This is a genomic window from Oceanobacillus halotolerans (assembly GCF_010993955.1).
Classification (GTDB): Bacteria; Bacillota; Bacilli; order Bacillales; family Amphibacillaceae; genus Oceanibacillus_A; species Oceanibacillus_A halotolerans.
This window is the reverse complement of record NZ_WIXL01000012.1, coordinates 64,641-89,510: the sequence shown is the minus strand read 5'-3', so window position 1 is coordinate 89,510 and position 24,870 is coordinate 64,641. Positions and strand designations below refer to the sequence as shown.

The window sequence follows — 24,870 nt, the reverse complement described above, 5'->3', positions numbered from 1 at the left end:
ATGAAAATAGCAGTAGGTTCTAAAAATCCAACAAAAATTCAGGCAGTAAAAGCGGTTTTTATACAGGAAGATGTATTTGATCGTGATGCACCTTCCAATGTGAGTGCACAACCTTTCTCAGATGAGGAAACAAGAGAAGGAGCTATCCAGCGAGCAATGTATTGTGCAAAGCAACAAGAAAGTGATATCGGAATTGGGTTAGAAGGCGGAATTATGTATGTGGAGGACCAATTATATTTATGTAATTGGGGTGCACTTGTTACAAAAGATCAGTCTATCTATACTGCGAGTGGAGCACGTATTGCCTTACCAAAAGAGATAGATGATCAATTGCAAAATGGATTTGAACTTGGGGATATCATGGACGAATATGCACACAAAAAAGAAGTAAGAAACAAAGAAGGTGCAGTTGGGATATTCACCAACGGAATTGTAACAAGACAAGAAATGTTTACTCATGTTGTTCAATTACTCCGTGGACAAATGGAGATGGATGAACTAGAGTAGTTTTCTAAATAAAAGGCTTCTTTCGCATACGTTGTTGTTTTCTACGTCGTATAATGTATATTATGCGCAATAAAGTTGTACATTGATTTTCACTACGGACAGTCGCTTTCCGCAGGCACGGCCTCAGCCTCCTCGGAAGAAGACCACTTCCTCCGGGGTCTTCGGACACGTGCTTTTCCTGCAGGAGTCGACTGTCCTACGCTCCAATCAAGCCTTGTACTAGTAGTGCATTGATAAGAAGTGAAATAGTGCATAACTAGCGAAGGAAATATACGCAGACTCCTGCAGTTCGTCGGCTAACGTCGGTCACGTCCTGTGACCAACGCCGACACTAGAACGTCCTGTTCGTCGAAGAGGCATAGGTGAGATCCCTAAAGACGAGTAGCACGAGGAGGCTCAACACCCGCCTGCGGTAAAGAAGACACTGTGAAAACGAATAGTTTGAACAGATGTCGCGCTTGTGCCCGTGGTGAAAGTGAGTGTTTTCCACAGTGAAAATTTAGCACTCACTTTATAAAGAATTAAGGTAGCCATGCTAAACATTTATTGCGCATAATGCATCTTATATGCATGACGTTCCATACTAGAAAGTAACAATCTTTTAGAAAATAGCCAAATAATAAAATGAGAAATATACGGCCACAAACGTGAAAAAAGACGCTTGGAAACTAATCCAAGCGTCTTTTCACCTATGTGCCAAGCTGTATCTACACTATGCCGTTTATTCGAAAATATAGGCTAATACATCTAATGCTTGATCAACAGTTTCAACGGTAACATTCGCTTTATTGGATAATTCTTTCAAAGGATGGATGAGTTCTTTTGGTCTAACAATAATTGTTGGTTTATTCATGGTAATCGCAGCACTTGCATCCATAGCCGTGTTCCATTGTTTATATTTTTCACCAAATAGCGCAATGACTACATCTGATTTTTCCATTAATACTTGTGTACGTAAGTTATTAATACTGGAAGCTGCATCATCCTTATAGAGATTATCTGGCTGTTTTCCTAAGATGTCTTCTCCAACATTGTCGGAGCGTTCATGATTGGTTTGAGGTGCCACGAATGTTAATGGTAGGTCTTTCTCAACCGCTTTTTGTTTTACCTGCTCGCGCCAGTCATCATGAATCTGACCAGCTAAATACACTGTTAATTCCATTATTATCCCTCCAGTTCCAATTGTTATTACTATCGTAAACAATTTCCAGTATAAAGCAAAGTACTTGATATGTCTCATTATTATCTATATTCTTGTCGTAGTATGCTAGAATAAGGACAAAAGTGCTATTTACAAGGAGCGGACTAACGTGCGACTTCCATCAATTTTCTGGATTTTAGGGTTATGTATTTTTATTATAGTTCTAACAGCTATCAATTTAAAACCAGAGGAAGACATATTAAATGAAGCCAAAGATATCGCGGAACAAACGTTTAGTGAACCTTCCAATATTGAAACGAATCATAAGATAGATGCTTTTTCTTTTTATTTACCAAGCTATTTGAAAGTGGTAGAAGAAGATGAGCACAATGTTATTTTACAAAATGAAGAACAAACTTATATTGTTTTTTTTAATCGCTTAGAGTCACCACTTAGTGAAGTAAATTATCAAGCAGCTAAAACAGAGGAATCCGTAGTATATCATTCATTTGAGGATGATTCCAAATTTGGATATATACGAATTCTCCCTAATAGTAACGATTATGAATTACAAATAGGAGTAGGTGGAGTGAAAATCACCACTTATACAACTAAAGAAAATATCCGTAGAGAAGTTAAAGAGTTAATGAAAATGGCAAGGTCTATTGTGGAGACTAGCGAAAATGATTTTGATGCTGATACGGATTAAGTTCAGTTCGATAAGGGGCCATATTTACCTTAGCATGTGATAGTGGTATTAGAATGGACGCAATAAAAGTTAGCTAAAAGGACGGGTTGAAGCCACGCTAACGTTATGTCGCAATCTATCTAAGCTGCGACGTTAAGAAAAAAACAAATTATGCCTAAAAAAAAGATCTATATAAATGGAGGATGATGTAGATGAGAACGTTAGAAGTGAGAGACCAGTTTGATACAATTATTAACGAAGAAAATGTGTTAGCTATCTTTTCTGCTGATTGGTGCCCGGATTGTCGTGTTATTGAGCCAATTTTACCTGAGTTAGATAATGCCTATACAGATTTCACATTTCTATTAATTGATCGTGATCAATTTATCGATATATGTCAGGACTATGATGTATTTGGTATTCCTAGTTTCATCGCCTTTAAGAATGGAAAAGAAGTAGGACGTTTTGTTATTAAAGACCGGAAAACGAAGGAAGAAATAGAGGAATTTATGGAAGGGTTACCGAGATAGTCAGGAGGTAATAATATGAAAATGACAAGTTTAAAAATGAAAAAGATACTGGAGGAACGATTAAAAAATCCTGATTTTCGAACATCTTACAACCGTGATCAAGATACATTTCGGATTGAGTGGAAAGATTCGAAAAAAGGAATAACAATCACACTACCAAATGTGGTCGCAAAATATAATGAACGTGGAGAAAAAGCAATTGAAGAATTAGAAGAGCATGTCAATGAAGCATTGCGTATTATGAATGAAGATCATTATTTAGAGGGAATGGAGAAACATATTTTTCCAGTCATACGTGCAACCTCATTTGCAACCGAAACAAAAGCTGGTACACCCCTTGTATATAAAGAACATACAGCAGAGACTAGAGTGTATTATGCTCTAGATCTCGGTAAATCTTACCGGTTAATTGATACGTCCATGTTAGAAAAAGAAGGATGGTCCAAAGAACGAATAGATGAGATGGCATTATTTAATGTGCGTTCTTTAACATATGATTTTAAAAAAGATACTGTAGCAGAAAATGACTTTTATTTTGTGGCAAAACAAGATGGTTATGATGCAAGTCGAATTTTAAATGAGGCATTTTTAGAAGAAATGAAAGCAAATAGTAAGGGGGAAATGGCTGTTGCTGTACCTCACCAAGATGTATTAATTATAGCTGACATTCAAAATAAAACTGGATATGACATATTAGCACAAATGACTATGAAATTTTTTGCAGAAGGACGAATTCCTATTACTTCGCTTCCATTTATTTATGAAGATAAGGAACTAGAACCAGTCTTTATTATGGCAAAAAATAAACCAGAAAATAAGAATAGAGGATGATGCATAATGGATATGTTTTATAACCCAAAAGGTATTGGAGATGTTTTAATCATTCCATTAGAGGATGGGGATCGTTATGAAGTGAACCACGAAAAATATGGGGATGTTACGAAAATTACAGACAAGGAAGGTAAAGTATTAGGCTATAACATTTTTAATGCTTCAAGTCATGTAAAGATAAACGAAACTGGCAAAGTGGAGATGAAAGAAAATCATCTTGCGGAGTTAAAATCCTTATTTCAAGCAAACAATCTACAGGATTCACTTGATTTTGATTTGAGTCCAAAATTTGTGGTAGGGTATGTAGAAGACAAACAGCAACATGAAAATGCCGATAAATTAAGTATTTGTCAAGTTGATGTAGGAGATGAAAAATTACAAATCGTTTGTGGTGCTCCAAACGTTGATAAAGGTCAAAAGGTCGTCGTAGCCAGAGTAGGTGCAACCATGCCTAGTGGACTCAGAATTAAACCAACAGAATTAAGAGGGATAAAGTCCAATGGGATGATTTGCTCACAAAAAGAGCTAGGTTTACCAAATGCACCGAAAGAAAAAGGGATATACGTATTACCTGATGAATATCAAACGGGTAGTGCTTTTCCACTATAACATTTCATATGAACAACAACCTAATAACCTTTGTCACTGACAAGGGTTATTTTTTTGAGCCGTGTATGGTTATGTCGAAGAAGAAGCGCTTATTCGCTTACGTTTTTTATAGGTAAACCTACGATGTTAATAAACAAACAAATGATACGTAAAGTGTTCTTTTGTTTTTTGGGATACAAAATCTACTAAAAACTGATAAAATAGAATGATAAACTTATTTAAAATGGTAGAAGTGAGTGAAGATAATGCTATCTAAATGGATGCAAAGGATAAAATCATTGTTTGAGACAGAACACGATGATCATGAAATAGACAAAAAGAGCATTCCGACGAATCGAACAATACAATCAAGAGTGAAGTACCAATATCCACAGAAAGGAAATAACACACTTCCACATACTCCTCCGAAACTAGATCGAGTGAAAGAAATAACCGATAGGCAACAAAATAATAATGATAGATTACATAATGTAGACCGTAAAGAGCATTATCCTGTTCAAATTGGGTTAACTCGACAATTAGAAAACCAAAACACTGGACAGCCTGAGGCGAAAGCAAAGCCATTTCGCCCAACTGAGGTTCCCTCACCTATTTATGGGTATCAAAAACAATGTGTGAAGGAAGAACTTGATCATACCCCAGCTTTTGTCAGACAGCGGAGAAAATCTGCTAATGACTTAGAAACAACAAAGGAAGCAGTAGACGAAGAAAGAGAATCAATTAATGAAAAAGCTAATATTCGAAACGAAAATGATGATCGTCATGGAGATCATCAAAAGGAATTAAGTCATGTTGCAGATACAATAAAAGAGACAACTGAACCATATAATGGTGCTCACGATCAACGAAGAGAAAAAAGAAAAACACCAACGAAGAAGAAAGATGAGCATAATAAGTCTCTCCCATTCAATGTGATGATGTCAGCTAATGATAAGTATATGTTACATAAAAAGCAGCCACATCCATCCAATATACAATCATCAAAACAAGTGGAAAAGGGAGAAACAGCATTAAGAGTACCTTATCATTTGTTAGATGATCCAATTGATCAAAATACAACAGATGAAGGCTGGTTGAAGGAACAACGGCAATTGTTAGAAAAGACATTAAGGTATTTTAAGGTACAGGCAAAGGTAGTTCATACTACCCAAGGACCAACCGTAACTAGATTTGAAGTACAACCAGAAATGGGGGTAAAGGTAAGCAAAATCAAAAATTTAAGTGATGATTTAAAATTAAATATGGCAGCCAAAGATATCCGTATCGAAGCACCAATTCCTGGAAAACATACTATCGGCATTGAGGTCCCTAATCCAAAAGCGCAGATGGTTGGATTGCAGGAGATATTTGCTGAGGATATGTTCCGAATAAACTCATCCCCATTAACAGTAGGCCTGGGAATGGATATTGAAGGAACTCCTGCCATAAGTAATATTCAAAAGATGCCACATGGATTGATTGCAGGGGCCACTGGGTCAGGGAAAAGTGTTTGTATTAATACCATACTTGTTAGTCTTATTTATAAAGCTAATTATGATGAGGTAAAGTTATTGTTAATTGACCCTAAAATGGTAGAATTAGCACCTTATAATGGTATTCCTCATCTTTTATCACCAGTAATTACGGATGTGAAAGCTGCAACAATGGCGTTGAAATGGGCAGTACAGGAGATGGAGGAACGGTATGATAAATTAGCGCATGAAGGGGTCCGAGATATTGAACGTTATAATCAAAAAATGGAAAAAGAAAATCGCACGGATGAACACATGCCATTTATTGTGATAGTAATAGATGAATTAGCGGATTTAATGATGATATCTCCCCAAGATGTAGAAGATGCCATAAGTCGAATTGCCCAAAAAGCACGTGCTTGCGGGATCCACCTATTATTAGCAACACAACGTCCATCTGTGGATGTTATAACTGGTTTAATTAAAGCAAATATTCCAACAAGAATAGCCTTTAGTGTATCTTCTCAAGTTGATTCACGAACTATTATTGATACAAATGGTGCTGAAAAATTACTTGGAAAAGGGGATATGCTATTAATGGAAAATGGAACAAGTCGTACTGTGAGACTACAGGGAGCGTTTGTTTCAGATGAAGAGATTGAGCGAGTAACCAGTTATGCACGTTCTATTAAAGAACCGGACTATGCATTTGAAGAGGATCATTTACTTGCACAACTTTCGTTTGATGAAGAAGAGGACGAGTTGTTGCAGGAAGCGATTCTATTTGTGACAGAACAGAATCGAGCAAGTACATCATTATTACAGCGTCATTTTAAGATTGGCTACAATCGAGCTGCAAGATTAATGGATGCAATGGAGGAACGTGGGATTATTGCAGGCCAAAATGGAAGTAAACCAAGAGAAGTATTAATATCTACAGCACAAGTAGAAGAAATGGATGTTTAAAGCAAAGGCTCTTTTTTGTATTCTTTTTTGGTTATTTATGTCGCATAATCTATATTGTGTGCAGTAGTTAGAAAGATGTTTAGATCGTTTATCCGTTCTGGAAATATACTTCACTTTCCGCGGGGGAGTGGTGAGCCTCCTCGGACTGCGTCCTGTGGGGTCTCACCGATCTCCTACTTCCCGCAGGAGTCTTCGTATATTTCCTCCACTGATATGATCAACATTTCCTATTATATATTGTGTTAATACGATAGTTGATTGAAGCGTAGGACAGTCGACTGCGGAAAAAACATGCAGCTAGCTCTGAACAGGAAGCGGTTTTTGCTTCCGATGTCTAACTTCGACGGACAGGACGTCCTAGTGCCGATGGAGCCACAGGACGTGGCGTTCTCATCGGCCAGCGCCTACACCCTCGATGTCTTAAGTCAATCCTCTTCGTGGCAAAGACCACACCACACAGAGGCTCGGCTTAAGCTTAGCTGATAAGAAATAAATATCTTACTGCATAAGTGCAACTAATCGGATGTGACCAAGGCACTTCCGCTTTTCTTTGAAGAAGCTAAAAGTGTTGTCCGCGGTAAAGTAGACACTGTGAAAGCGACTGTCTGGAGTATAAATCAACAGCACTTTTTTATTGCGTATAATACATCTTATATGCAGGACGTTTCATACCTAAAAGCAACAAACTTTTAGAAAACAGCCAAAAGAATCCAGCATGATATACTTGTGAAGTGTAATGGGATTTATTATGATAGAAGAAAGACTTCTTGTAGAAGCGGATATTATAGGTTAAGGAGAACATTCTAATGAAGGAAATTGAGCAAAAGCTAAAAGGTAAAATTAATCGTTTAACAAATAAGACATTTAAATTTGATGAACGTATAAAAGAAGGTTGGTTCTCAGCTGTTTATTTCCTTAAAACAAAAGAAATGGTTGAGAAAAAGCTTCCCAATAATTATGTTACGATGCAATTTTTTCAAAAGAAAAAAGAAGCGGTACTTTGTGGAACAGATGAAGCCATCGCTCTAGTACATACATTTGCCGATCAACCAGAAACGTTGGAAATTCAATCGTTAAAAGATGGAGATCGAATCAGTCCGTATGAATCTGTTTTAACGATTTCGGGTGCGTATCAACAATTTGGCTTCCTAGAAGGAATAATTGACGGCATTTTAGCTAGAAGAACATCAGTTGCAACAAATGTATATAATGTGGTAAAGGCAGCAAGATCATCTGGTAAGCAGAAGCCAATCATCTTTATGGGTGATCGTGATGATCATTTTACACAACAAGCGGGAGATGGTTATGCAGCATTTATTGGTGGGTCTACTGCTCAAGCAACCCATGCCATGAATGAATGGTGGGGGAAAGAAGGAATGGGTACAATGCCCCATGCGATGATTCAAATGTTTCGTGGAGATGTGGTTGCTGCTTCAAAAGTATATCATGAAATGTATCCAGAAGATGATTTAATGGCATTAGTAGACTATAATAATGATGTTATTACAGATTCGCTTAAAGTCGCACGGACATTTGGGGATAAACTAAAGGCAGTACGACTTGATACATCCAGAACATTAGTGGATAAGTACTTTTTGCGCAATCATCATCTAATGGGTACATTTGATCCACGTGGTGTAAATCCACAACTAGTATTTGCATTACGAAAAGCACTCGATGATGAGGGGTTCTCGCATGTGAAAATAGTTGTTAGTGGAGGATTTACAGAAGAACGTATTAATTACTTTGAACAATTAGGTGTACCAGTTGATATGTATGGAGTAGGGGGAAGCTTATTAAAAATTAAGATCGGGTTTACTGGAGATAATGTGTTATTAAATGGCACACCTGAAGCAAAAGAAGGAAGAAAATACCGGCCAAATCCTCGTTTAGAACAAGTACCATATATTCCACAAGACTAACCCCGATGCACAACTAGGCCTAAAAATGGCAATAGGAATGTGAAACTTACTATTCCACTATGCAGGAAGGTTTGCTATAATTAACAGATGTATATTAGATGGAAATTAAAATATCCTTTTGACAGATAAATTTGGAGGTTCTTTTTTATGACAACTTACCATTTTATTGGTATAAAAGGAACTGGAATGAGTGCTCTTGCACACATTCTCGCTGACTCAGGTGAAAGCGTGCAGGGTTCTGATGTGGAAAAACGTTTTTTTACGCAAGCATCATTGGAACAAAAAAACATTCCAATTCTTCCTTTTTCAGAAAGTAACATCAAAGAAGGCTATACCATTATAGCTGGGAATGCATTCTCAGAAGACCATATTGAAATAAAAGAAGCAAAAAAACGAGGATTAACATTTTATTGGTACCATGAGTTTTTAGGAGAATGGCTGAAAAATTATACCAGTATTGCGGTAACTGGTGCTCATGGAAAAACATCTACAACTGGCCTTTTGGCACATGTCTTAGATCAAGCGTATCCGATTTCCTATCTCATTGGAGATGGAACTGGTAAAGGGCATGTTGATAGTATGTACTTTGCATTTGAGGCTTGTGAATATAGAAGACATTTCTTAGCGTATGAACCTGATTATGCAATTATGACAAATATTGATTTTGATCACCCTGATTATTTCACAAGTATAGATGATGTGTTTGACGCATTTCAATCAATGGCTGACCGAGTAAAAAAAGGGATTATTGCTTGTGGTGATGATGAACAACTCCAACGAATTAAAACAAAAGTTCCTATTATGTATTATGGATTTGAGGATACGAATGATTTTCAAGCAAAAAATATAAACGAAACAACAGATGGTACAACGTTTGATGTGTTTGTTCGAAATACGTTTTATGAAACGATATCAATCCCTATGTATGGTGATCATAATATCCTAAATGCATTAGCCGTTATTGCAATTTGTCATTATGAGGGAATACAGGCTGAAGATATAAAAAAAATAAACAGCTTTAAAGGTGTGAAGCGTCGTTTTACAGAAAAAACGTTGGGTAATCAAGTATTAATAGATGATTACGCACACCACCCAATTGAAATTTCAGCAACGATTGATGCAACTCGAAAAAAATATCCAACAAAACCGATTGTCGCGATTTTCCAACCACATACCTATACACGAACAAAAACATTTTTACAGGAGTTCGCAGATAGTTTAGCATTAGCAGATCATGTTTATTTATGTGATATTTTTGGCTCTGCTAGAGAGGATAGTGGGAAGCTGACGATTCATCATTTGCAACAACTAATTTCTGATAGCTCTATTTTAGATGTGGATTATACCGATGTGCTTCAACAACATGAAGATAGTGTGTTATTGTTTATGGGAGCAGGAGACATTCAAAAGTTCCAACATGCCTATGAAAAAAGTCAAATACCAAAAACCAATTAGTTAAAAAAGAGTCTGAGTTAAATCAGACTCTTTTTTAATTATACAAAATCTAGTGTTATGAGTCATAAAGAGTGCTTCTAGCTTACATTCCTTTTAAAGGAAAAAATTCCTCTTTTTTACTCGAAATTGTCGAATTTTAAGTGAGAAAGCGTTATAGTAGAGATAAACCAATTATATATATGTTTTAGGATGATGGGTATACGGGAAAAATGGTAATACTTGATACATAGAATTATTCATCATCTCGTAAGAATAACAATTAAGAGTATAAGGAGTTGGACAAGCTATGGAAATCTTATTGTATATTGCTGCGATTATTGTTGCAGTTGCATTTGCTGTACTTGTAGTCTATTTAGCCAAGACATTAAAAGCAGCTCAGCGAACTATGAATAATGTAGCAAACACCATGGAAAGCATGGAAAAACAAATGGAAGGCATTACAACTGAGACAACATCATTATTAACCAAAACAAATAAATTAGCTGATGATGTCAATCAAAAATCGGAAAAACTGAACAGTTTATTTGATAGTGTTCAAGGAGTAGGTACTACGGTAAGCGATTTTAACCAAACCCTACAGCAGCTAACAAACCGAATTGATAAAACAGCTGCCAAAAATCAAGACAAGACATCACAAGCTGTAAAATGGGGAGTAGCAATGATGGATTTATGGAGAAAGAGAAAAAAATAAATAAATAATAAAGGAGGAGAAACCATGGAAGAAGAAAAAGAAGTTCAATCAAAAGATTTTATCATTGGAGCGCTTATTGGGGGGCTAGTAGGTGCACTTGTTGCTTTATTATGTGCACCAAAGTCTGGTAAAGACTTGCGAGGAGACCTTAATCAAGGAGCTTCACAAGTAAAAGAACGTGCAGAGGATTGGAAAGGTATTGCCTATGACAAAAGTTCAGAATGGAAGGAACGAGCCGTAGATTCCACAACACAACTTTCTCGTAATATTTCACAAAAGACAACGGAATTAACACAAACAGTTCAGAACAAACTCCGTAACAATAAACAACAAGATACAACGGAATTAGTAGAAGAAGTAAAATAATATTAAAGATACTACTGATAAAAAGGCTACTGATTCGACAATCAGTAGCCTTGCTTATTTAATAGCCAATTGGTCACCATTCCGTATTGACGCATAAAATGTCGTTGGTTCGTCATTGCAATATAGTTGAAAATTTCCTTTAATAGCTGTTAGATCAACCTCGATAAAACGAAAGACATCCTGGAAAATAAACGATTGTTCGTTTTGTTCTTTTATTGTAATTCGATCGTATGGATGTAAAATAGCATCTTCCGTTATAGTTTGATTATCTTTTAAGATGGTTAATGCCTGCTTTGTTATGGTAACTGGCTTGCCATTAAAGGTAACTGTGATAGAATGGTTAAATGACTTTTGTAAAGAAGATAATATATCTTTCACGGTCGTTTCCTTGGGTGGCATGCATGTTATCTGATCATTTGGTTTTAAAGGCTGATAGGTAGAAGCTTCTTCATTATTTACATAAATAGTGGTTTCTTCCTCTTTCAATACTACTTCCCTATTATTTACATAAATAGGAAAGGTTGTTTGGTGATCTGTTAGGCTAACATGGATTGATTTTAAAAAGTCAGCAACTGTTTTTGGTTGTATCCATTCAACTACGTCTTTATCTTGGATAATGTAGTCCTTCCTTTTTTGTTCGCCATTTACATTAATGGTTGTTCCAATTGAATAAGGTTTTCCGTTATAATAAATCATAAATGTCGGTGTTTCCCCGATTAATTGGGTTAGGGTTAAAGATGGAGCTACTCCATCTTTTCCAACTATAACCTTGATATCATCCTTATCTTGAATAATTTGGTCTACTTCTGCTAATTCGTCATTGACTGCTATCGATGGTGCACCACCAAATGTACCTGGTAAGGTTATTTCTTTTCCATTTACTGTAATCATAATAGCGGGTCCTGGCTTACCATATGCTTTTCTAATATCAATACCAGCTTGTATTAGACAATCACCAATTGTAAGCTGTTTCATTTCAAACATTTTAATCTTCTTTTCATTGACAGTGACATTAATATAATGTACGGGATTTTGCTTTGCGGCTATTGCAATACCAACAGGAGTGACTGCATCCGGGCTAGTTGGTAATACTTCTGTTTTTGTTAGGTTTTGAATCGCACTAATATCCCGAACAGCAACACGGTTAGATGGTAGCTGTAATTGAGCAGCTAAATGAGAAGTGATTTCTGGTGTTAAACTTCCTCCGCCAATTACCATCACTGCTTTTGGAGAACGGGTATTTAGAACTATTATTTCCCGAGCAATACTACTAGCTAATTTGTGGATTGCATCTTTACTATCATCAACTAATGTATCGTATGTAATAGTAGATTCAAAGCCTAATATATCTTGAACTGTATCTTCTCCATTAAGAACGATATTACGTTTCATCTTTTCAGCCATCGGAAAGTCTAACAAGTATTGGTCACTAATTGCTTCGGTTATTTCGTCTCCTGCAATTGGAACCATTCCATATGCTACGACTGTCCCTTTGTCAGTAATAGCTATATCACTTGTTCCTGCGCCAATATCAACTAAGGCAACATTTAAGCGTCTCATCGATTCTGGAATTAATACATGAATGGCTGCAATTGGCTCTAATGTCAATGCTTCCATCTCTAAACCTGCACGATTTACTGCTGCTAGGAGTGATTCAACAACAATTTTAGGTAAAAAGGTTGCAATGATCTCAACAGAAGCCGTTTTACCACTTTGGTCGATTAATGAACCGATTTGTTCATCATCAAGTCGATAATGCATAACAGAATAACCGACACAATAATAATGGGTGTGATCATGATTTTCTGTTTCAGCTGCAAGCATATGTTGTGCTTCTTGAACGGCACTTAATTCTAAATGCCTTATACTTTCCCCATCTGTGATAACCTGTTCTTCCAATTCAATACTAGCTGTTGCTTGAATGGTTTTCAAAGCACGTCCAGCTGCTGCAATACTTACTTTTGATAAGGTACCATGTGTTTCTTCCAGTTGATGCTTCACTTCTTTAATCACATTTGCTACTTCAATAACATGATGAATTTGGCCATCACGCATCGACCGTTCTCTATGTTCTTTTATTACATAATCAACCACCATGTATTGATTTTCTTGTTCTTTTAGTATAATTCCCGTAACCGAACGTGTTCCAATATCAAGTGCAAAAATCCGTTCTTCCATACTTAATCCTCTCCTGAAACTGTAAAATAAGGAAATTTTATCTTTACGTAACATATTTTGTCTATAATATATACAGTAGATTCTTCTTGTTCTATTATATACGTTTTTGTAACAAAGAAAAATGCTATAATTGTCGTTCGTTGGAAAAACGTGTATTATTATGGTTGATAGCAGTATATTCAGGGGGCAATTAAATTGAGCGAACATGAACTAAATGGTCTACGCAGTCAACTTGATGAAGTTAATTCAGAACTACTTAAATTAATTAATCATCGTGCAGAGCTTGTACAACAGATTGGACAGGTAAAAGATAAACAAAGTATGAATTTATTTGATCCAGTACGCGAACGAGCGATGCTTGATGAATTAACGAAATACAATACAGGTCCATTTGAAAACTCAACGATTGAACATATTTTTAAGGAAATTTTTAAAGCGAGCTTGGAGCTACAAGCGGATGATCATCGTAAAGCTTTATTGGTATCTCGCAAAATGAAACAAGAGGATACAGTTATTGAGATAAAAGGAGAAAAAATAGGAAATGGAAAGACACAGTTTATTATGGGACCTTGTGCAGTGGAGAGTTATGAACAGGTAGCGGAAGTTGCAGAAGCTGTTAAAGGGAAAGGATTAACCCTCTTTCGTGGTGGAGCTTTTAAGCCAAGAACATCTCCTTATGACTTTCAAGGTTTAGGTATAGAAGGGTTACAAATCTTAAAACAAGTAGCGGATGAATATAATCTAGCAGTGGTAAGTGAAATTGTAAATCCTGCACATCTAGAGGAAGCGAGTAACTATATAGATGTGATTCAAATAGGAGCACGTAATATGCAGAATTTTGAATTATTAAAAGCTGCAGGAGATATAGACAAGCCTGTATTATTAAAACGTGGATTGTCTGCTACAATAGCTGAATTTATTAATGCAGCCGAATATATCATTTCCCGTGGCAATGGAAATATTATTTTATGTGAACGTGGTATTCGGACCTATGAAACTGCCACAAGAAACACATTGGATATATCCGCAGTACCGATCCTAAAGCAAGAAACACATTTACCTGTAATGGTGGATGTAACACATTCAACAGGGCGGAGGGATTTGCTTCTACCAACAGCAAAAGCAGCACTAGCAATTGGCGCGGATGGAATTATGGCAGAAGTTCATCCTGATCCTGCTGTTGCATTATCTGATTCGGCACAGCAGATGGATATCCCGATGTTCGATGACTTTATGAATGAACTCCAATCGATGCTCAAGAAAAGAAAATAATTCAATTCAAAGGCTGATCACATCATAGGTTCAGCCTTTGTGTGATTTAGGTGGAAACTTTATATTTTGAAGAAAAGGATACTCTTTTTATAACATGGAAAAGGTAGCAGTTTTCTTTGTAATTTTATTGAAGGTGGAGTATGATAAATGGAAAAGGACGCGCGTAATTTAATAGGAGGATGAGTGAATTGACTGTAACAATATATGATGTAGCAAGAGAAGCGAATGTATCCATGGCAACTGTTTCTCGTGTTGTAAATGGGAACCCTAATGTAAAACCAGCAACTCGTAAGAAAGTTTTGGCAACGATCGAGCGGTTAGGATATCGGCCAAATGCAGTTGCAAGAGGCTTAGCTAGTAAAAAGACGACTACTGTCGGTGCAATCATCCCAGATATATCTAGTATCTTTTTTGCTGAATTAGCAAGAGGAATTGAGGATATTGCAACTATGTATAAATATAATATTATCTTAAGTAACTCCGACCAAAATAAGGACAAGGAACTTCAATTGATTAATTCAATGTTAGAAAAGCAAGTAGATGGTATCTTATTTATGGGTGGAAATATCACACAAGAACATGTTCAACAATTTACAAGCGCATCTGTACCTGTGGTATTAGCAGCTACATATGATGGAACTGGTACTATTCCATCTGTAAATATCGACTACGAAGCCGCAGCATATGAAGCGACAATGTTCTTTATTGAAAAAGGTAATAAACATCCAGCTTTCGTTAAAGGGGTGGATGATACGTTCATCAATCATCTGAAATATGAAGGATACTTAAGAGCCTTACGTGAATCTAATATAGAAGTGAATGAATCCTACATCATCAATGGTGATTATTCCTACTATTCGGGTATAGAGGCAGCGGAAGAGTTAATGGCATTGGAGAATAAGCCAACAGCCGTCTTTGTCGCTTCTGACGAGATGGCTTTAGGTGTTATTCATGGAGCACAGGATATGGATTATCATGTACCTGATGATGTTGAAGTATTTGGTTTTGATAATACAAGACTCGCAACAATGGTTCGTCCAACGTTATCAACCATTATTCAACCAATGTATGATATTGGAGCCGTGGCAATGCGCTTATTGACTAAATATATGAATAAAGAAGAAGTGACGGAAAAGAAAGTGGTTCTTCCGCATCGAATTTTAGAAAGAAACTCAACAAAATAGAAAAAATGCCGATATTAAATAGGAGAAGGTCGTTGATTAACCATTAGGGAGCGAGACTATGAGAAAAAGGGACATACTAACTCCACTAGGGATTACATTAGGGTTTATTATGATTATGTTGGCTATTCTCTCCAAAGGCGGTGAGGAAGGTGTATCGTCCTTTCTTGACATAGCATCGATCTTTGTTGTAATAGGAGGACTAACTGCATCATTACTGATTACCTTTAAATGGGAACAAATAAAATTAACGAATAAGGTATTAAAAGAAACGTTTCGTAAAAACAATCACAGTCTCCTTGATTTAATACGGCTGTTTATTCGTTTATCTGAGCGGGCTAGAAGAGAAGGGCTCTTAGCACTTGAGAATGAAATGGATGAAGTAGAGGATCCCTTTATCAAAAAAGGGATTATGTTAGCTGTTGATGGGATCGAGCCTGATGTGATTAATGATATTATGAATGCTGAAATTACGGCCATGGAAGAACGGCATTATAAAGGTAGGTTGATTATTGAGAAGGCTGGGGAATATGCACCAGCATGGGGAATGATTGGGACCTTAGTAGGATTAGTATTAATGCTTAATAGTTTACAAGATCCAGAAACGCTAGGTCCTAATATGGCTGTTGCTCTCTTAACTACATTATATGGGACTGTATTGGCTAATCTGGTTTTTATCCCAATGTCTAGTAAACTAGAAAGTAAAACAGAAGAAGAGGTATTTATAAAACAAGTGATCATAGAAGGTATCATCGGGGTACAATCTGGACAAAATCCTCGTATTTTAGAGGAAAAACTAAGTGCTTTTTTATCTGAAGATGATCAAGAAATCGAAGCTAATCAAGCTTCTGATGAAGCAGCTGTTGCAGGAGAGGATGGCAATGAAACGTAGACAAATAAAAAAGGTTAAGAAAACAGGTGCACCGAAATGGATGGTTACATACTCAGATATGGTCACATTGATCCTTGTCTTTTTTGTTTTGTTGTTTTCCATGTCACAAATTGATATTGTTAAATTTGAAGCTATTTCTGAATCGTTTCAGAATAGAATGATCTTTGAATTCAACTCTTCTGCGATCCCACTAGAATATACAAATAATGGCGCTCATACAGAAAGTGAGAGAAATACTGGTGAGATGAAAACACCAATAGAGGATGCTAGAGGTTCTATATCTGATAATGGAGAAGATGCATTATCGAGTTTAATAGAAGACATTGAACGTTTTTTAGATAAAAACGATCTAAATGATGTTGTATCGGCTAATCGAACGGAACGAGGGGTTGTTCTAGTTTTACAAGAAAGCATTTTGTTTGAAACAGGAGAAGCAGAAATCCTTGATTCAGGAATGCCTTTTTTAAATCGCATAAGTGATTTGTTATCAGAAATCCCAAATGATGTAAAAGTGGAAGGGCATACAGATAGTCGGTCCATCTCGAATTATCGATATCCATCTAATTGGGAATTATCTGGAGCACGTGCAAGTAGTGTTATCCGTTATTTAATTGATACAAATGACTTTGATTCTTCACGATTTACATCAGTTGGTTATGGGGATACAAGGCCTGCTGTTCCAAACAATTCACCAGAAAATTGGCAAAAAAACAGGCGGGTAGAGATTGTTATTTTAGATAGTAATTCCACTGAAGAGTAGGGATACATACTAAAACATTTAGAAAAAGCGCTTATGATCAATACAATAATGGTAGGTCTTAATTTGAGGCTTTTTTTGTATTCTTTGTTGTTCTTTTCTGTGGCAACATCTATATAATGCGCAGTAACATTTAGCTAATATTACCGCTACGGAAAAACATTTCGCTTTCGCTTTCACCATGGGCTTAAGTGTGACGTGGTGAAAGCGACTGTCCGGAGCGGAAATTAACGGAGCATTTATTGTGTATAATACATCAACTATTCATTAAGATTTATACTTGAAAAAGCAACAATCTTTTAGAAAACAGCTTAATTCGATGAAAGCACACGTTATTAAAGTAAAATAACGTGTGCTTTCTGTAGTTGGGGTCTAGCATTTTAAAGTACCCTTTTATTTTTCGTATATTTTAAAGCGCTTTCCAATACTTTTTCATTTTTTTCCGTAATTTCTGCTTTTCTTGGAATAGTTGGGAACTTAGACTTATCATCATGCCAAGTAGTAGGTAGCGAAACAGTAGCTTCCTCATTCCATTTTTGTTGCCACGTTATTGGAATTTCGCCTTCTAATTTATTCCCAGTTTTCATGATACTCCATATTTGTGCCCATGCACGTGGAACGACACGCCAAATATCATATCCACCACCACCTAAGGCAATCCATTTTCCGTTACAATAGGTATGTGCTAATTGATGCGCAATAGAAGGGATTTTTTCATATATTTGCATGGATGCGCAAAGGTGTGTGAGTGGGTCTAAGCTGTGGGCATCTGCTCCATTTTGCGTTACAATCACATCAGGCTGAAAAAAGGATGTTATCTCTTCGAAAGCTGATTTATAGAGTTGTATAAATGATTCATCTTCTGTAAAAGCATCAATTGGTAGATTAAATGTATAGCCATGCCCTTCCTTTATGCCACGTTCATTGACATTTCCAGTTCCAGGGAATAAATAACGTCCAGTCTCATGAATGGAAAACGTACATACGTTAGGATCATCATAAAAAGCCCATTGAACTCCATCCCCATGGTGTGCATCTGTGTCGACATAAAGGACACGTAAATTATATTTTTGTCGAATATAGTTAATGGCTATGGCACCATCATTATAAATACAAAAACCTGAAGCTTTCCGTTTGAAGCCATGATGAAGTCCACCACCTAAATTTAATGCATGATCATAGTTTGATTCTAAAACGGCATCAACAGCTTCTAGTGTTGCACCTACTAGATAACTTGATGCTTCATGCATTCCTGAAAAAATAGGCGTATCTTCTGTTCCAATACCATATTCCATCGCTTCCTTGTCACTTAAAAGGCCTTTACTTGCTTTTTTGACCGCTTCAATATATGGGACATCATGAAAAAGTGCTAGTTCTTCTTCAGTAGCCATTCTTGGTTTAATCATATCTGTTTGATCCAATATGTCGGAAGCTTCTAATAAATCTTTTGTTAAAAGGACACGTTTTTGATTAAATGGATGATCCGAGTGAAAATGATAATTTAATAATGAATTTGAATAAACAAAAGCACTTTTACATGTCATGATTCTTGCCCCATTACATTTTTGGGCCATATTAATTCATAGCCTTCTTCTTTCAAATCCTGAACGATTGGGAGTGGATTCATGGTTTGAACACGAAAGACTAGTATTTTATAGTTCGGATCATCTTTATAAGGGTATACGAGTAATGATGTGATATTGGTTTTCCGTTTTCCAAATACAGCAGTTACTTCTGGTAATATGCCTGGTACATCCGGAACTTTAACTTCAATATGCGAACTTTGGACATGTGTTCCAGTTAAATGAATTAGCGTATATAGCATGTCTTTTTCGGTAACAATGCCAACTAGCTTATTTTGACTAACAACGGGCAAACAGGCAAATTCTTCATCGTAAAATATCCGCGCAATATCCTCAACAAAATCTAGTGGATGTATAGTTACTACGGGTTGGGACATGATTGTCTTTATTTCTGCATCCAGTTCCTGTATATCTTCCACATCATCATGTCTCGATAAGATGGATGGACTTGCATCTCGAACATCTCGGTCTGATACGATACCAATTACTTCTTTTTCTGAGCTAACAATTGGTATGTGTCGAATCCGATGCTTATGTAAAAGCTGTAATGCTTCTCGTATGGAAGAAGTAGCTGGTAATGTAACAACGCTTTTTTTCATAATTTCTTCAACTAGCATTTAAAAGCCCTCCCTCATGTTACGATATTGAAGACGTTGTAAGAATCGTAATTTATCAAATTTTTCGATGGATGATTTTGGCACATGTTTTCCGATACGGACCATTAAACAATTAGCAGGATGAGATATGATTTCTGGATCATCAGTTGGTGCAGGTGTTAGACCACCTACGGCCATCATCTTTTCCATTACTTTGCGATATTCCCAGATATTTAGGTTTGTCCCATCTAAATCCCAGTGCCAATAATATTCGGTGGATATAATGATATAGTTTTCCATAAATTCATCTAATAGTGCCACAAGTAATAGGTTTGAAGCTACTTTAGAACCTCTATATTGCGGTATTACTTCAATGGCACCTAGTTCAATTAAATCTTCCATATTAAATTCAGACCATCTTTCCAGTGGATCAGGATGCAAGAAGGTAACATATCCAATAATCGTGTCTTTTGTACGCGCGATTATAATTCGACCTTCAGGAAAATCTGCTATGCTTTTTATTGCTTCAAATTGTTTGGGAGCTGGTCGAAAAGCAGTTAATTCCTCATGGAAGTAGTAATCTTCTAATTTATTGGAAGGAACTGGGCCTTCAATCGTAATTGGGCCATAGGATGTGTCATGTGTTAATGCATGATATGTTTTGACATGTTTCATTAATTATTTCACCACCTATTCCAACGAATTATTTTCATTATACAGGATAAAGACATACTTTTTTAGTTGTATCCTGAAAAGTTCGAATAGATTTCATAATATATAAAAAAGGAAGTTCCGTTACTGGTTATTGTTTACTTAATTCATTAATATTCCTACTTTTTTAGTAGAGTAAAGGTGCATTTGCCTTATTCCAAGGAAAGTACCTCTTTAGTTCAAGAGGTTAAATCTTTTTTGGCAGATAGGAAAGTAGAAACTCTCCTCCTGAGATAGGAAAGGCCACGTCCAGCTTCGAGCGATTAACGTCCTAGTGCCAATAGACATAAGGACGCACGATTTTTCTTCGGCCAGCACCTACCCCCCTCGAGGTCATAAGACAATCCACATTACGTGCAAAAAGCGCCACGTCGAGGCTTGGCTTATGCTTGGCAGATAAGAAAAACCTTCTTACTGCATAAGTGCAACTAAGGCTTGTCACCACTTGGCGACAAGCCAAGTTTTCTAATCGGGGGTAATCAAGGCGCTTCTAGCTTTTGTTCCACGTTAGGAAAGTTTTAGCTAAGAAGTAGACTCGACGTTGCTAAAATTTTAATGTCCCAAGTATAAGAAAAACTAACACATTCGCTAAAGGACGAGCGAATGCGAGTTTTTCTAAACAATCATAACCACCTGAAAAAATATTATTTCCTTTTTATAATCGCAGGTCCAATAAAGATACAAATAAAGAATACTGCCAAAAGATAATAAATCAGATATCTGACTTCAATGGTTTTTTGGTCTAAAATAAAATCGCATACAACTAAATATATTAGCAAAGAAGTGTAAGTGGGGGATAACTGCCAGTAAAGTCCTAATTCGTTCAACTAACATTCAGTAGGGGATGAAGGCCGACTAAAAACGCCACGTCAATCGCCAACGTCGGCACTAGCACGTCCTGTGCGTCGCAAAACCCCTACTGAATGAGTTTCACTTTATAAATTTTAACATAGAAACACGCTTATCCTGCATAAATGACTAATTTACTATTCGTTTAAAAGCTATATTAAAACTAGATGATTTTCCATACAAAAGGGAGGTTATTTAAAACCTCCCAAAGCTTTGTGATTTATATTGTTATTTCTATTGCTTTTTTGATTTTTCTCTGCAATAACGGAACTACTTAGAGGTAGTCCCCCTTTTTAATTAATTATCATTATTTTTTTGCTCAGATTCTTCATTTTTATCTGATTTATCATTTTCATTCTCAGGGTTTTCATTTTCTTCTTCTTCTTTGTCTTCACTTTGGCTATTTCCATCATTGCTTTGATTACCATTATTACCATTGCCATTATTATTGTTTTCGTTATTATTATTATTTTTATTACCATTGTTATTCCTACGGTCATCTTCATCATCATTATTATTGTCATTATCTGATGATAATTCTCCGACAACTACTGCATTGGACGGGGAAGATTCTAACCCAAAATAATCGACGGCCTTCACATGATAAATCGCATTTCGATTTGGTACAGAATAGGATGTACCTGTTGTATTTCCAATCAATTCAAAATCGCCATCACGTTGATCTGCACGGAAAATTCGATATCCTACGACATCATTACTACTTGATTGGCCCCATGATAATGTACTATTTGAATGTCTGACAGATGATGGCTCAGCTGGGCCATCCCCATCATCTTCAAGGGTTGCGCCAAGTTCTTCACTTGGAACACTTATATTTTCCCAAGCTTCTCGGTTTGTACGTGGGAACAACACGGAAATATCATTATATTTATCGTAACCCATTCGTTCGAGAAATTCAGGGTTAAATGTCAAGCCATCTCCATCTGTAAATTCTGCTGGTGTGTTAGGACCAGCAACAACCGCTTTACCATCAACCAATACATATGTCCCACGGATTAAACTATCATCTTCTTTTGTTGGTACAAATTTTTCATTAAAGAGATCTGTAGCAACTAGACCAGCTTCCTGACATAAATCGGATGGAAGCATCCCTGATATCTGGCAATAGCTTCTTTCTACAATACCACTTGGTCGTTCAAAGTTTTCTTGTGGTGCGAAAAGATCAGGATTTATATCTGTTGCTGCATTAATGAGTTCAGCCCAAAGTTTAATATTACGTTGACTGTAGCTTAAGGAACAATTAGAACAACGAATTGATTTTTCTAGGTCATAACCAATCCAAGTCCCAAAGGTAACATTTGGATTGGTAGCAACAAACCAGGCATCCTTATAATCTTGAGATGTTCCTGTTTTACCAGCCCAATCAACACCTGTATGTGCTAATTGAGAATTCAAATAAGTTCCTGTACCCCTTCTGATGACATCCCGCATTAAATCTAATGTCAGATATGCTGTCTGCGGACTAAATACATCAACAGGATCACTTTCATGCTCGTAAACGGTTTCTCCTTCGTTTGTTGTAATTTTTTCAATCATGTATGCATCTACGAATTGTCCACCATTAGAAAACGATGCAAAGGCATTTGTATTTTCTTCAACTGTAACCCCATGTTTCGTACCACCAATAGATAGGGATGGATTGGCATATTCATTTTCCTCTAAAGACGTAATTCCCATTTTTTCTAAATATTGTTCAACTGGGTTATCATTCATAATTTCTAAATAGACTTTACCAGCTGGTATATTATAAGAATTAGCAAGGGCTGTGCGAGCCGAAACAATCCCGTAGTTACCACCCCCATAGTTACTGAGATCCCAAGATCCACCAGGGTAATGAATGACTTCCTTTACATCAGCAATTGGTGTACCTGGTTGAACAACACCTGCTTCCATTCCTGGTCCATAACTTAGTAATGGTTTCATCGTACTTCCATTTGAACGGGTTGCCTGTGTTGCATAGTTTATCTCACTGTCTTCATAATCCCTTCCTCCGACAAAACTGATTATTCTTCCAGTACTGTTTTCAATCAGCATGCCGCCAGTTCGTATTGGGAGTGTTGTTTCCTCCATTTCACCTGTCTCTGGATTTTCAACGTCGCCAGTCCAATCTGGTCCAAAATACTCATATTCCTTTACAATTTCCTGAAACGTATCATATATTTCTTTATCAATTGTAGTATGGACATTATAACCGTTTCTACGTATATCCCGTTCTGCTAGAATTTCGTATTCCTCTTTAAGAACCTCATCTTCTTCAAGGTCCTCTCGAGTATAGCCATCTTCTTCGGCAAGCATATCTGCAATTATATTAATTGCTCGTTTTTCTGCTTCATGCATTACATATGGATATTCCTCAACAGGGGAGGTAGATTCTTCGGTGAAATCAGCTACAATATCATAGTTTATTGCTTCTTCATACTCTTCTTGGTTAATATATCCTGCTTCTAACATACGATTTAACACTGTTTTCATCCGATTAATACCTGGTTGTAACCCTTCTTCATCCTTTAATCCGCCCCCATTTGCAAATGGTGTATAGCGGGAAGGACTTTGTGGTAGTCCAGCCAAATATGCTGCCTGTGCTAAATTGACATTCTTTGCATCAATTCCAAAAATACCTTGTGCTGCTGTTTGAATCCCAGCGATATTTTGACCAGATGCTTCTCTACCATATGGAACAATGTTCAAATAGGCTTCTAGAATTTGATCCTTTTCGAAAAATCGTTCTAATCTCATAGCTAGTAAGATTTCCTTTGCTTTCCGTTCAAAGGATACTTCATTCGTTAATATTTGATTTTTAATAAGTTGTTGCGTTAATGTACTACCACCGGATTTCATTTCTGCGTTGGTAGCCTCTTGCACAACAGCACGAACAATTGCTTTTGGGACTATTCCATTATGTTCTTCAAAATATTCATCTTCTGTAGCAATAACTGCATCGATCAGTGTATCTGAAATATTATCTAGTGTGGTTTCTTCTCTATGCAAATCTGACCGAACATCCCCAAAATAGTTATTATCAGCAAAGTATAATTTCGATGTTTCTTCATAATTATAAATATCTTTCTCCATACTTTCATAGGAACGTATTGGTTCCTCTTTTACAAGAGAAGCAAAATACCCCATCCCAATTCCACCAGCAAAGAATACACCAATAAAACCGATGACAAGAAAGAAAAGAATGACATTCCAAAGGACATCATATGTAATTCGACTGTAGCGTTGTATTTTACCCGTTTGCCACAGGTCTTTTCCTTTCTCCTTGTATTTATGAAATAATTCTTTATAATCCACTATATAATACCTCCTAAAAATCCAACCTTATTATAGCATAAGAAGGGGATTGGGAGTATAGGAAGTATACATTTTATTGCGTTATTTATAAAACTATGATATGTATATAAAATGAGATAAATTGAATAGTACAGTGGATTGTGGAGTTGGATTGAATATATTTCAGTAGTTAAGTTTTTGAAAGCGCAATTGCCTATAATGAGGATGGTAACAATATGTTTATCTTATCCTTTATATATTAGGATGAGTTTTTTTATTTATCGCCTTAACTGACAGGAAGCCCCCCACTTCAAGACTTCGCGTTTCAAGGAAGTGTAAGTGGGGGATAACTGCCAGTAAAATGAGATACGTTCAACTAACATTTAGTGGGGATGAAAGA

Annotated in this window: 20 protein-coding genes; 14 read left to right on the top strand and 6 right to left on the bottom strand. The window is 36.5% G+C overall.

The features are described 5' to 3' along the window. Entirely contained in the window at nucleotides 1-507 is a 507-nt protein-coding gene (locus GHC26_RS12890; protein WP_163971688.1) for a DUF84 family protein, read from the top strand. 721 nt (nucleotides 508-1,228) lie between these two features. Here GHC26_RS12890 and GHC26_RS12885 read toward each other — a convergent pair. Next, the gene (locus GHC26_RS12885; RefSeq protein WP_163971687.1) at nucleotides 1,229-1,669 is read right to left on the bottom strand and encodes a YtoQ family protein; all 441 of its coding nucleotides are present in this window, start codon (nucleotides 1,667-1,669) and stop codon (nucleotides 1,229-1,231) included. Nucleotides 1,670-1,817: 148 nt separating this feature from the next. Here GHC26_RS12885 and GHC26_RS12880 point away from each other — a divergent pair, with 148 nt between their 5' ends. From GHC26_RS12880 to GHC26_RS12840, 9 genes are all read left to right on the top strand, one after another. Further along, the gene (locus tag GHC26_RS12880) at nucleotides 1,818-2,357 is read left to right on the top strand and encodes a hypothetical protein (RefSeq protein WP_163971686.1); all 540 of its coding nucleotides are present in this window, start codon (nucleotides 1,818-1,820) and stop codon (nucleotides 2,355-2,357) included. A 191-nt stretch (nucleotides 2,358-2,548) separates the two neighbouring features. Next, a complete protein-coding gene (locus GHC26_RS12875; protein ID WP_163971685.1) occupies nucleotides 2,549-2,866 on the top strand; it encodes a thioredoxin family protein in 318 nt (105 codons plus the stop codon). 15 nt (nucleotides 2,867-2,881) lie between these two features. Beyond that, nucleotides 2,882-3,697, top strand: a complete 816-nt coding sequence (locus GHC26_RS12870) for a DUF1444 domain-containing protein (protein ID WP_163971684.1) — start codon at nucleotides 2,882-2,884, stop codon at nucleotides 3,695-3,697. A 6-nt stretch (nucleotides 3,698-3,703) separates the two neighbouring features. Then, complete coding sequence (ytpR, locus tag GHC26_RS12865) at nucleotides 3,704-4,306, top strand: YtpR family tRNA-binding protein (protein WP_163971683.1); 603 nt, start codon at nucleotides 3,704-3,706, stop codon at nucleotides 4,304-4,306. Nucleotides 4,307-4,551: 245 nt separating this feature from the next. Then, nucleotides 4,552-6,723 (top strand): DNA translocase FtsK, encoded by a 2,172-nt coding sequence (locus tag GHC26_RS12860; protein ID WP_163971682.1) that lies wholly within the window; start codon nucleotides 4,552-4,554, stop codon nucleotides 6,721-6,723. A gap of 806 nt (nucleotides 6,724-7,529) precedes the next feature. After that, nucleotides 7,530-8,645, top strand: a complete 1,116-nt coding sequence (locus tag GHC26_RS12855) for a nicotinate phosphoribosyltransferase (protein WP_163971681.1) — start codon at nucleotides 7,530-7,532, stop codon at nucleotides 8,643-8,645. Nucleotides 8,646-8,792: 147 nt separating this feature from the next. Next, nucleotides 8,793-10,100 carry a UDP-N-acetylmuramate--L-alanine ligase gene (gene murC / locus GHC26_RS12850; RefSeq protein ID WP_163971680.1) on the top strand — a complete coding sequence of 436 codons (1,308 nt, stop codon included), beginning with the start codon at nucleotides 8,793-8,795 and terminating at the stop codon, nucleotides 10,098-10,100. Between the two features lie 286 nt (nucleotides 10,101-10,386). Beyond that, nucleotides 10,387-10,791: a DUF948 domain-containing protein gene (locus tag GHC26_RS12845; protein WP_163971679.1), complete on the top strand. Its 405-nt coding sequence runs from the start codon at nucleotides 10,387-10,389 to the stop codon at nucleotides 10,789-10,791. 24 nt (nucleotides 10,792-10,815) lie between these two features. After that, nucleotides 10,816-11,157, top strand: coding sequence for a YtxH domain-containing protein (locus tag GHC26_RS12840; RefSeq protein ID WP_163971678.1), 342 nt, complete (start codon nucleotides 10,816-10,818; stop codon nucleotides 11,155-11,157). Nucleotides 11,158-11,211: 54 nt separating this feature from the next. Here the strand turns inward: GHC26_RS12840 and GHC26_RS12835 are convergent, their stop codons facing one another. Further along, on the bottom strand, nucleotides 11,212-13,335 hold the full coding sequence (locus tag GHC26_RS12835) for a cell division protein FtsA (protein WP_163971677.1): 2,124 nt from the start codon (nucleotides 13,333-13,335) through the stop codon (nucleotides 11,212-11,214). 195 nt (nucleotides 13,336-13,530) lie between these two features. On the opposite strand from GHC26_RS12835, the gene GHC26_RS12830 reads away from it, so the two are divergent. From GHC26_RS12830 to motS, 4 genes are all read left to right on the top strand, one after another. Then, entirely contained in the window at nucleotides 13,531-14,607 is a 1,077-nt protein-coding gene (locus GHC26_RS12830) for a bifunctional 3-deoxy-7-phosphoheptulonate synthase/chorismate mutase (RefSeq protein ID WP_163971676.1), read from the top strand. A 188-nt stretch (nucleotides 14,608-14,795) separates the two neighbouring features. After that, nucleotides 14,796-15,791 carry a catabolite control protein A gene (ccpA, locus tag GHC26_RS12825; protein ID WP_163971675.1) on the top strand — a complete coding sequence of 332 codons (996 nt, stop codon included), beginning with the start codon at nucleotides 14,796-14,798 and terminating at the stop codon, nucleotides 15,789-15,791. A gap of 58 nt (nucleotides 15,792-15,849) precedes the next feature. Then, on the top strand, nucleotides 15,850-16,680 hold the full coding sequence (gene motP, locus GHC26_RS12820; protein ID WP_163971674.1) for a flagellar motor protein MotP: 831 nt from the start codon (nucleotides 15,850-15,852) through the stop codon (nucleotides 16,678-16,680). Then, nucleotides 16,670-17,440: a flagellar motor protein MotS gene (gene motS, locus GHC26_RS12815; RefSeq protein ID WP_163971673.1), complete on the top strand. Its 771-nt coding sequence runs from the start codon at nucleotides 16,670-16,672 to the stop codon at nucleotides 17,438-17,440. Before motP ends, motS begins: the two co-directional genes overlap by 11 nt. Nucleotides 17,441-17,817: 377 nt before the next feature. On the opposite strand, the gene GHC26_RS12810 is transcribed toward motS, so the two are convergent. The 4 genes from GHC26_RS12810 to GHC26_RS12795 all read right to left on the bottom strand — a co-directional run bounded on the left by GHC26_RS12810 (nucleotide 17,818) and on the right by GHC26_RS12795 (nucleotide 24,491). Continuing rightward, on the bottom strand, nucleotides 17,818-18,981 hold the full coding sequence (locus GHC26_RS12810) for an acetoin utilization protein AcuC (protein WP_163971672.1): 1,164 nt from the start codon (nucleotides 18,979-18,981) through the stop codon (nucleotides 17,818-17,820). Then, complete coding sequence (locus GHC26_RS12805) at nucleotides 18,978-19,637, bottom strand: acetoin utilization AcuB family protein (protein ID WP_163971671.1); 660 nt, start codon at nucleotides 19,635-19,637, stop codon at nucleotides 18,978-18,980. The genes GHC26_RS12810 and GHC26_RS12805 overlap by 4 nt, the downstream gene beginning before the upstream one ends. After that, nucleotides 19,638-20,291 carry a GNAT family N-acetyltransferase gene (locus tag GHC26_RS12800; RefSeq protein ID WP_163971670.1) on the bottom strand — a complete coding sequence of 218 codons (654 nt, stop codon included), beginning with the start codon at nucleotides 20,289-20,291 and terminating at the stop codon, nucleotides 19,638-19,640. It lies immediately after the preceding gene. Between the two features lie 1,182 nt (nucleotides 20,292-21,473). Then, nucleotides 21,474-24,491 carry a transglycosylase domain-containing protein gene (locus GHC26_RS12795; RefSeq protein WP_163971669.1) on the bottom strand — a complete coding sequence of 1,006 codons (3,018 nt, stop codon included), beginning with the start codon at nucleotides 24,489-24,491 and terminating at the stop codon, nucleotides 21,474-21,476. Nucleotides 24,492-24,870: the final 379 nt, after the last annotated feature.